We start from the raw sequence: 10,860 nt of genomic DNA on the forward strand, positions 1-10,860 counted from the left end.
AGATGAATCTATCTTTAATGATAATAGTAAAGTTTTTATTAATATTGCTAGATTATCACCAGAAAAAAATCAAATAACACTTATCAAAGCTTTTCAAAAAGTTAATTTAGAATTTAATAATATTAAATTAGTGATATTAGGCGATGGACCTTTGAGAGAAGATTTAAAATTATACATTTTAAAAAATAAAATTAAAAATATATATCTTCTTGGAAATAGAAACAATCCTCATCCTTATTTAAAAAAAGCTGATTGTTTTATATTAAGCTCATTACATGAAGGGCAACCCATGGTTTTACTTGAATCATTAGTATTAAAAAAACCAATAATAGCAACAAATATAATAGGAAATAAATCGGTTTTAAATTCGCGTGGAGGATTGTTGGTAAATCCTGATGTTGATAGTTTGTCAAAAGCTATGATAAAATATTTAAAAGAATCTATTCAATCTTGTAATTTTGATTATGTTAAATATAATAATACTATTTTAGAGAAATTTAACCATCTTTTTGGAATTAGTTTGGAAGAATATAAAAATGATAGATATATGTTGTCTCCATGTATCATTATGGCAAAGCCTGATGGATTCGGCATGAGATTATTTGCAATGATGGCAGGATTGTTGTTATCTGAAAAAACTAATTTACCGTTTTATTTTAAATGGGGGAAGGTTGAAGATGTGATAGGAAATACACATGAAATGTTCAACACTACAAAACATATTCCATTTGCATTAGGTAAAGCTAATGATATATTTAGCGAAGAATTTATACAAAAATATTATATTGATGATTATAAAGATATATCAAGTAATCATGGGTTTGGAATTTATCAAGAGAAAAAAACTTTTAGTGATATAAAAAATGGTCCTTTTGAACAAAAATGGGGTTGGTATGCCCCTGGGATAGAAGGTGGCGCATTAAGCAATTGGATAGAAGATTATAATGAAAAACAATGTTATAAAGATTTTGCAGAGATTTATAAGAAAATAAAATTTTCAAAAAAATATCAAAATATTATTGAATATGCTAAACAAACTGCTAGTAAATTGGGTGAATTTATAGCAATACATATTAGAGGTGCAGATATAGTTTATTCTTCAACATATAAAACAGCTTCTTTATATGCTTTTGTAGGAGACAAATATTTTCCATATGAAATTGCCATAGAGATTATAAAAAATCAAATTAAAGATTATAAAGTTGTAATCTTTAGCCAAGATATTAGTGCTAGTAAAAATTTAATCAATTATTTTAATAATGAAAAAATTATTTTAGTTGATCAGTTTGCTTCTGAATTTTTAGATGTTACTGAAAGGGCATTTTTTGAAATGAATTTTCTTTCTTGTGCAAAATTAATTTATACCCCAGGAATTTCTTTACAGAAATCAGCATTTTCTCAATGTCCTTCCTTTTTTGCTGGTATTAAAAAAGATATCTCATTTCATGAAATTTTTTCCGAAGAACAACAATATCAAATTATTAAAGAAAATATTAATAAATTGGAGTTAAATTCTATGTATAAATCCATGGCATTTTTTAGGCTGTATCAATTATCTTTAAAATTAAAAAAAGAATTTGAAACATCTTTGCAGTTTATAGAAAAAGCCATGCGTGAAGATAGCAATAATACAGCTTGGATAATTCATTGGATTCATTTAAATTTGCGTTATGGACATTATGATACTGTGGAAAAATATTTAAGTAAAAATTTGAATAAAATACAACATGATTTATTAGCGACTTTACTATTATTTAGGGGTAAAATTTATAAAAATATACGCCTTGATTTAATAAAAAAGAAAAAAAGAAGTAAAAAATATCCAAATCTTTTGTTTTTAATTAATGAAATTTGCAGATCTTTGAAAAAATAAATATCATGGGAGGGAATGATGGAAAAAAGGTTGGCAGTCCATTTATTTGGCGCTTTAAGGACTTATAAGCAAACCTATAAAAGCTTTTTTAATAATATTATAGATATAAATAAGCAAGATGGTTGGTTAATAGACATATTTTTACATACATGGGATCAATTTGATACTGGAAGTGCTCATTCTCATTTAAAATATCCAGGGTTAACTGGTGTAAAAATAGGCATCCATGATATAGAAGAAATTATAGGAATTTATCAACCTAGAAAACATCTTATTGAACCTCCTATTTTAAATAGCAATAAACCTGGAATGTATATTACTTTAGAAAAAGTTAATTCTTTAAAATTGGATTACGAAAAAGAGTGCAATATAAAATACGATTACCATTTATATACAAGACCTGATATTATGTTTTTTAAACCTTTAAGATTAGATGATTATATTAAGGTTTATAATCCTATTAGAAAACCTCAAAATGGTTGGGAAGGTGTATTTAGAGAGTTTCCTTTACCACCTAAAACGAATTTTTGTTCATCCAATGCTTTTCGATTTGGCTTATTGGATTCTAGGATGCCAAATGAAGGTGATTTGGTATGGTTTAGTAATTTTGGATCAGTTAGACATCCACATAGGGCGTACTTGGAAGATGAAAGTATATATAATATATTTATAAAGTATAGATGGGAATATGAATTTAGACCATGGCGCTCTGGAATGCAACAAATTGATCAATATATGTTTATTGATATTAAAAAATCAGATTTAGATGGTCTTAATCAGCATATTTTAACTTTAAATCAAGAAAAATTATCTTTGCAAAAAGGTTTAAATTCACTTACAATAAAAAAACAAAAAATGGAATTAGTTTATTTAGAGCAAGGCATTAAAATTAAAAATCTAGAACTCTATCAATTACGAAAAAAAAATGGATTACGTATCAAAGATGATATCATTTATCCTAATTCTGCTAAGTTTATAATACGCAATCATTTAACTTATAAAGTAGGAAGGATTTTAATAAAATATAATTCTTTTTTTGGTTATATTAAGTTGCCTTTTATATTATTAGCTATTTTAATTGTTCATAAAACGGCAGATTTTAAATATAAAACTTTACCATTAAAAAATTATATCGATTATAACGAAGCAATGGTAGAAAAAAATGGTACAACATATCAACTTGGAAAAAAATTTATTAAAGCTTGTAAATCTTGGTATAAAGGAGGATTAATTAAATTCTTCTTTGAGATATTAACAAAAAAGTGAGTAATTAAATGAAAATACAAGAAAAAATTACTAATGCACTCGAAGAATGGAATTTTGATATAGTTAAAAATATTTATAAGAAAGATTCAACTAGTCAGTGTAGAGAATATATAGATTTTTTATATCAGATCGGAAGTGTGGATGAGTTAATTTTATTATTTAAAGACGCGTCACCAATCCATTGGAATAATATGTATTTAGGTAGTTTTTTTGAGTTTTATAATTTTTTAATTAAAATACAAACACTTAGTGACGATGAAATATTTGATTATATTAAAAAAGAAAAATATATCCCACTATGTATTAATTATATAATTTCTCGATCAATTTTGAAATTTTGTTTAAAAAAAGAATTTGTTATAAATTTGTTACCTTATGTAATTAAAAATAATTCTTCCGTAATTTTTCAATCTTTTTTTATTAAATCTACTATTGATTATTTTTCTTGTATGAATAAAAACTTTTTTTGTCTTGAGACGCGAAATATATTGACTATTTTACAAGAAAATTTCCATACAAATATGACTATTGGTGCTAGAGTTTATTATGAAAAATTTTTATTAAATTATAATTTTAATACTTTTCATACTCAACATTTGAATTCTCCAAAAAAAATTGCTTTATGCATAGGAGGCGCAATGAGAGGAGTTGAATGGGAATTAAATTTAAAAAAAGTGATAGAAAGTTTTCAGTTTGATGTTGATATTTTTTTATTCACTTGGAATTCGGCATTTTTATGGCCAGGATTAAATGGAGCAGGGGGGAACTGGGCTAAAAGATTATTAAATGAGAATTTATTAAATTCTATTCCTAATGAAATTATGCATAAAAATAATCTAAAACAATATTTTCCAAATGTTTTTTTTAAATTAAATCAAGAATATTCAATTCAACTTGATGTTAAAAAGTTACAAAAAATAGGTATTTTTAAGAAGATAGTTATAAAGAATCATGAATATTTTATAAAAAAATATTCTTTAGATAAAAATAATCTTTTTATTAATGTTTCGAAAGTATGGTATTCTAATTATCAATTGTTAAAATCAGTGATTCAGTATGAAGCAGAAAATAATTTTCAATATGATTTTATTATTAGAGTTAGACCTGATGTAGAGTATAATGCAAATTTTTCAGTTGATGAACTTGAAAAATTATGCATAAACGATCTCATGATAAAACATCATGAAGGTTTAAATGCTGGTCTTAATGATAATTTTGCTGCTGGAAGAAGAAGCGCAATGGAAATTTATTTATCATTGTGGAAATATGGTTCTTTAAATAAGTCTATAAATTTGTTTAAAAATTTTCCTAATTTTGATTCAGCTCATCATCTTTTACAGCAATTTTGTTCTTTAATGAAGATAAATTGTATGTGTTTAAAAGCTCATACCATAAAGAATTTTTATTTTATAGATTTTATACCTCCAAATTTTAGTAAAGAATTGAAATTAGACCGTGAAAGAATAAAAAACAATATTGAGTTGACAAAAAAATTATCTAATAGCATTGATTTTTTGTTAGAGTATGAAGAATACTCTAAAAAAGGTCAGTTGTATAATATGATTAATAAGTCATGCAATCATCTATCTTATAAAATAGGGATAATATTAATTCATAATTCTAAAACTTTTATAGGCATATTAAAAATACCTATAAAAATTATTGTTTGTTTGTACCATCATCAACATCACACTGAAAATTATTATAATAATCACTCTAATGCTATAAAGGAAAGTTTTGCTTATAAACTAGGAAAATCTTTTATAAAAGCAAGTAAAAATTGGTATAAAGGTGGATATATTAAATTTTGGTTTGATTTGTGGAAATTAAAAAAAGAGTATAAAGATAAAAAAGGAAAATAATGACAATAGAATTTGATATACAAGAATCAAAGCTTTTAAAAGGAGTATATGTAATAACTCCTAATAAATTTAGAGATTTACGTGGTGAAATTTGGACAGCTTTTACAAGTAAAGCCATGGATAAACTTTTACCAAATGGATTGAAATTTATACATGATAAGTTTATATACTCCAAACATAATGTTATCCGTGGTATCCATGGTGATATAAAAACTTACAAATTGGCTACTTGTGTTTATGGAGAAATTCATCAGGTTGTAGTTGATTGCAGGAAAGATTCTTCAACGTATTTAAAATATGAAAAATTCATTATAAATCAAGATAATCAGCAAATCATCTTGGTGCCATCAGGTTTTGGAAATGCTCATTATGTAAGCTCTAAAGAAGGTGCGGTGTATTATTATAAGTGTGCTTATTTGGGAGAATATGTAGATGCACCTGAACAATTTACTTATGCTTGGAATGATGAAAAAATTGGTATAGACTGGCCAACAAATTTTCCTATTCTTTCAGAGCGTGATATTTTAGCAACTAAAAATAAAGGATAAATATGAAAAAAATATTAGAAGAGTTAAACTCTAGTGTTAAGTTTAATAATCAGTTGTCTTACCAAATTTTAATGTCAAATATTATTTCAAATTTAGATATTGATAAAAAAGATAAAGAAATTTTGCTTTTATTGTTGCAAGATAGAGATAGAAATTATATTCGTATAAATAACAATAAACAATGTTATAAAAATATTGTAAATTATTTAAAACTTATTAGACCTTTGAAATTACCTTTGAGTGATTTATTAAGAATTGGAGGCAATGGAGATGGTGGTTATGTAATGCATCAGTTTAATAGCGTGGGGGGGGGATTGTGTGAAAGCTTTATCTTTGGGTGTTTCTGATTATTCTCCTTGGGATTTAGAAATGGCGCAAAAAGGATTTAAAGTGATAGAATATGATGGTTCTATAGAGAGAAGTCCTTACAATCATCCAAATATTATTTTTCATAAAAAATTTATAGGTATTAACAATGATGAAAATACAATTACCCTATCACAAGTTTTAAAAGATAATAACTTAGATGAAACATTACCCAACATCTTGCAGTGTGATATTGAAAATCATGAGTGGGATATGCTTGAAAATATTGATATTTATTTGTTATCTAAATATTTTTCACAAGTTATTTTTGAATTTCATGGATGCAATCCTGAAGAGCAAAATGGGGTTGAAAAAAGAATAAGTTTACTAAAAAAACTTAATGAATATTTCATTCCAATACATGCGCATTTAAATAATCATGGTAAGATTTTTTATTCCAATGGATTATTTTTTAGTACTACTTTGGAAGTAAGTTACTTAAGAAAAAATGAATTAAGTTCAATGCAAGTTTTAGATTATAGAAAAGAATGTGGAAATTTACAAAATTTAGATTTTCCAGTTTGGCCATCTAATCCTGAAATTCCATTAAGATTTCAAGGATAAATAATGCAAAAAGATTCTAAAATTTATATTGCAGGACATAGAGGGCTTGTAGGCAGTGCTATACTTGATGAACTTAAACAACAAGGCTATAAAAATCTTGTTTTTAAAACTCATTCTGAACTTGATTTAACAAATCAAAAAGCAGTGAATGAGTTTTTTGAAAAAGAAAAACCAGAATATGTTATTTTGGCAGCAGCTAAGGCAGGTGGGATTTTAGCTAATAATACTTATCGTGCTGATTTTATTTATCAAAATTTGATGATAGAATGCAATGTTATTCATAATGCTTATTTACATAAAGTAAAAAAATTACTTTTTATAGCTTCAACTACAGTTTATCCTAAAAATGCAACACTACCAACTAACGAAGAACAAATGTTAAGTGGAGATCTTGAATATACTAATAAACCTTATGCAATCGCTAAAATTTCAGGTTTAATGCTTTGTGAAAGTTATAATTTGCAATACAACACAAATTTTATAGCAATCACTCCTACAAATTTATATGGCAATAATGATAAATTTAGCCTTGAAAAATCCCATGTATTACCTGGAATTTTAAGAAAAATGCATTTAGCTAAACTCTTAAATGAAAAGCGATATGAGGATTTGTTAAATGATTTACAATTAGATTCTATCGAAGAAGCTAAGAATTATTTAAAAAAATTTGGCGTAGATGAGAGCAATGTCGAAATTTGGGGCAGTGGGAAACCTACAAGAGAATTTTTGCATAGTCAAGATTTGGCAAATGCTTGCTTATTTATTATGAATAATATAGATTTTAAAGATTTAAAAGGCAATAATACTGAGATTATTAATACTCATTTAAATATAGGTCCACATAAAAATATTACCATTAGAGAATTAGCAGAGTTGATTAAAAATATAGTTGGGTTTAAAGGAAATTTAGTTTTTAATTTGAATCGTCCAGATGGTGCATTGCAAAAATTTACAGATTGTTCTAAAATTCACTCTTTAGGTTGGAAACATAAAATTAACTTAAAAGAAGGAATAATAATGATGTATGAATGGTATAGAAATAATCAAGTATCTAAAAATAAAAATAGGGGGGGGGGATAAGCTTTGAATATTTTTTCATTGTAAATTATCGCTCCCTTTATACAAGTAATGTTTATGATTTTGCAAATTCTATGCAAAGGATTTGCAATGCTTAAAGATTCTAAAATTTATATAGCAGGACATAGTGGCACATTAGGAAAAACTCTTTACAATGTGCTTATAGAGAAAGGTTTTAATAACATTATTGTAAAAACAAGAAAAGAGCTTGATTTAGTAGATCAAAAAGCTGTAGTTAATTTTTTTATAAAAGAAAAACCAGAATATGTTTTTTTATGTGCTGCTAAACTTGATACTTTAGGGCTTTTTACTCCAGCTGATGTAATTTATGAAAATAGCATGCTTCAAGCAAATATTATTCATTCATCTTATCAAAATAATGTTAAAAAGCTTATTTTCTATGGTTCTGCTTGGGCTTATCCTCAAAAAGCTATAAATCCTATTAAAGAAGAAAATTTATTAGATGGTAAGTTAGATTTTAAAGCTATTGCATATGGTTTACCAAAAATTATAGGGACAAAAATGTGTGAAAGCTATAACTTGCAATATGAAACAAATTTTATTACTTTATATCTTACAAATTTATATGGAGAAACAACTGAATTTGATTTGCAAAAAGCAAAAGTTTTGCCTGCTTTACTTCGTAAATTTCATTTAGCAAAACTTTTAGATGAAAATAAAATCAATCAAGTTTTAAAGGACTTGCAAATGAGCTCTTTAAAACAAGCAATGGAATATTTACAAAAATTTGGCATAAGTAAAGAAAGTGTAGAAATTTGGGGCAGTGGTGATACAATTAGAGAATTTATTCATGCAAAAGATTTGGCTGATGCTTCTATTTATGTGATGCAAAATATAGATTTTAAAGATACTATTTCATATAATGAACCGCATCTTAATGTAGGAAGTGGAGAATTTTTAAGTATAAAAGAGCTTGCTTTTTTAATTAAAAATATTGTCGGTTTTAATGGTGAAATTGTATTTAATAATACAAAGCCTGATTCTACAATGGATAGAATATTAGATAGCTCGAGATTGCAAAATTTAGGCTGGAAAGCGAAAATCAAACTTGAAGATGGTATTAAAATGATGTATAATTGGTATTTAAAAGAGCAAAATATAAGACAATAGGAAAAATTATGAAAAAAACAGCTTTAATCACAGGTTTTACTGGGCAAGTTGGATCGCAAATGGCTGATTTTTTACTTGCAAATACAGATTATGAAATCATAGGTATGATGCGTTGGCAAGAAAGTATGGATAATATTTATCATTTAAGCGATAGAATAAATAAAAAAAATAGAATTTCCATTTTTTATGCTGATTTAAATGATTATTCAAGCATACAAAAACTTTTTGAAAGCAAACGTCCTGATTTTATCTTTCATCTAGCAGCACAGTCTTATCCAAAAACTTCTTTTGAAATTCCTATTGAAACTTTACAAACTAATATAATAGGTACAGCTAATATTTTAGAAAATATAAGATTATTAAGACAGAAAGATGGATATGATCCAGTGGTACATATTTGTTCTTCGAGTGAAGTTTATGGCAAAGCGAAAGTAGGCATAAAACTTAATGAAGAAACAGCATTTCACGGAGCAAGCCCTTATAGTATAAGTAAAATTGGAACTGATTATTTGGGAAGGTTTTATGGTGAAGCTTATAACATTCGTACCTTTGTTACAAGAATGGGAACACATAGTGGCCCAAGACGTTCTGATGTGTTTTTTGAAAGCACGGTGGCAAAGCAAATTGCACTCATTGAAGCGGGCTATCAAGAGCCTATTATTAAGGTAGGAAATTTATCTAGTGTAAGAACTTTTCAAGATTGTCGTGATGCTATAAGGGCTTATTATCTACTTTCGCTTGAGAGTCAAAAGGGTAATATTCCTTGTGGTGAAGCTTTTAATATAGCAGGAGAAGAGGCTTTTAAGCTCCCTGAAGTTATAGAAATTCTTTTATCTTTTTCTACAAGAAAAGATATAAAAATAGAACAAGATGAAGAAAGATTGCGTCCTATTGATGCGGATTATCAAATGTTTGATAATACAAAAATCAAAAGTTTTATTAACTGGAAACCCCAAATTCCAGCTAGAAAAATGTTTGAGGATCTATTAAATCATTGGAGAGATGAGATAAAAAAAGGAAGGATTCCACTAAATAGATGAAAACTATACGCACACAAACTCCACTTCGTCTTGGTTTATCAGGTGGAGGGACTGACATAAATCTATATTGTGATAAATATACAGGTTATGTTTTAAATGCAACTATATCTTTATATATACATTGCACTTTGATCGAAAGAGAAGATGGAAAAATCATCTTTGATTCTCCTGATACAAATTCTTACTCTGAACATGAAAGTAAAGAATTTTTAGAAAATGATGGAAAATTAGATATTTTTAAAAGTATTTATAATCGCATTGTAAAAGATTTTACAAAAAAACCTTTAAGTTTTTCTTTACACACTTATTCGGATGTACCAAGTGGTAGTGGGCTTGGTGGAAGCTCAACCTTAGTTGTGGGAGTTATAAAGGCTTTTGCAGAGTGGCTTAATCTTCCTTTAGGAGAATATGAAATCGCTAAACTTGCTTATGAGATAGAAAGAGAAGATTTAGGTATAGTAGGCGGAGCACAAGATCAATACGCTGCAACTTTTGGCGGCTTTAATTTTATGGAATTTTATGATAATAAAAGAGTAATTGTTAATCCTTTGCGTATAAAAAACTGGATAGCTAGTGAGCTTGAAGCTAGAACCGTACTTTATTTTACCAATATCACAAGAGAAGCAAAAGATATAGAAGAGCATAAAAAAGGAAAGCTTGGAGATGAAAAATCCCTTGAAGCCATGCATGCCATAAAGCAAGATGCTATAAAGATGAAAGAAGCTTTATTTAAGGCGGATTTTGATACTTTGGCGCAAATTTTAGGTAAGTCTTGGCAGTCAAAAAAAGTGATTTCAGAAATCGTTAGCAATGATGAGCTTGATAGAATTTATAATATAGCTGTAGAAAATGGTGCATATAGCGGAAAAACAAGTGGAGCTGGCGCAGGTGGATTTATGTTTTTTTTGGTAGATCCTATTAAAAAATATAAACTTATAAAAGCTTTAAGTAAAGAACAAGGATATGTTCAAGATTTTTCATTTACAAAAGAAGGAACAAAATCATGGAAAATTTAATCAAAACCACTTTAAAAATAAATTTTTAGACATAAAAATAGAATATAGCATAGAAAAAAAACCTTTAGGAACTGGTGGAGCTATAAAACAAGCTTTAAATTTAGTAAATGAAAATTC

8 protein-coding genes and 2 pseudogenes are annotated in these 10,860 nt (G+C 26.9%); all 10 read left to right on the top strand.

All coding sequences use genetic code 11. The features are described from left to right. A partial coding sequence (locus JG677_RS05410) for a glycosyltransferase (RefSeq protein ID WP_200285559.1) occupies positions 1–1,873 on the top strand: 1,873 nt, incomplete at its 5' end. An 18-nt stretch (positions 1,874–1,891) separates the two neighbouring features. After that, complete coding sequence (locus tag JG677_RS05415) at positions 1,892–3,139, top strand: hypothetical protein (RefSeq protein WP_200285561.1); 1,248 nt, start codon at positions 1,892–1,894, stop codon at positions 3,137–3,139. Positions 3,140–3,147: 8 nt separating this feature from the next. After that, positions 3,148–5,001, top strand: a complete 1,854-nt coding sequence (locus JG677_RS05420) for a hypothetical protein (protein ID WP_200285563.1) — start codon at positions 3,148–3,150, stop codon at positions 4,999–5,001. Further along, complete coding sequence (locus JG677_RS05425; protein WP_200285565.1) at positions 5,001–5,549, top strand: dTDP-4-dehydrorhamnose 3,5-epimerase family protein; 549 nt, start codon at positions 5,001–5,003, stop codon at positions 5,547–5,549. The genes JG677_RS05420 and JG677_RS05425 overlap by 1 nt, the downstream gene beginning before the upstream one ends. A gap of 2 nt (positions 5,550–5,551) precedes the next feature. Beyond that, positions 5,552–6,479, top strand: a pseudogene (locus tag JG677_RS08825) (FkbM family methyltransferase). A 3-nt stretch (positions 6,480–6,482) separates the two neighbouring features. Further along, the gene (locus tag JG677_RS05440) at positions 6,483–7,559 is read left to right on the top strand and encodes a GDP-L-fucose synthase family protein (protein ID WP_200285569.1); all 1,077 of its coding nucleotides are present in this window, start codon (positions 6,483–6,485) and stop codon (positions 7,557–7,559) included. A gap of 87 nt (positions 7,560–7,646) precedes the next feature. Continuing rightward, positions 7,647–8,687 (top strand): NAD-dependent epimerase/dehydratase family protein, encoded by a 1,041-nt coding sequence (locus tag JG677_RS05445; protein WP_200285571.1) that lies wholly within the window; start codon positions 7,647–7,649, stop codon positions 8,685–8,687. An 8-nt stretch (positions 8,688–8,695) separates the two neighbouring features. Next, positions 8,696–9,727 carry a GDP-mannose 4,6-dehydratase gene (locus tag JG677_RS05450; protein ID WP_200285573.1) on the top strand — a complete coding sequence of 344 codons (1,032 nt, stop codon included), beginning with the start codon at positions 8,696–8,698 and terminating at the stop codon, positions 9,725–9,727. Further along, a complete protein-coding gene (gene hddA / locus JG677_RS05455; RefSeq protein WP_200285575.1) occupies positions 9,724–10,743 on the top strand; it encodes a D-glycero-D-manno-heptose 7-phosphate kinase in 1,020 nt (339 codons plus the stop codon). The genes JG677_RS05450 and hddA overlap by 4 nt, the downstream gene beginning before the upstream one ends. Position 10,744: 1 nt before the next feature. Continuing rightward, a pseudogene (locus tag JG677_RS08830) lies at positions 10,745–10,860 on the top strand (D-glycero-D-manno-heptose 1-phosphate guanosyltransferase); the annotation flags it as partial.

It is taken from the genome of Campylobacter sp. TTU-622 (genome assembly GCF_016598965.1).
Classification (GTDB): Bacteria; Campylobacterota; Campylobacteria; order Campylobacterales; family Campylobacteraceae; genus Campylobacter_D.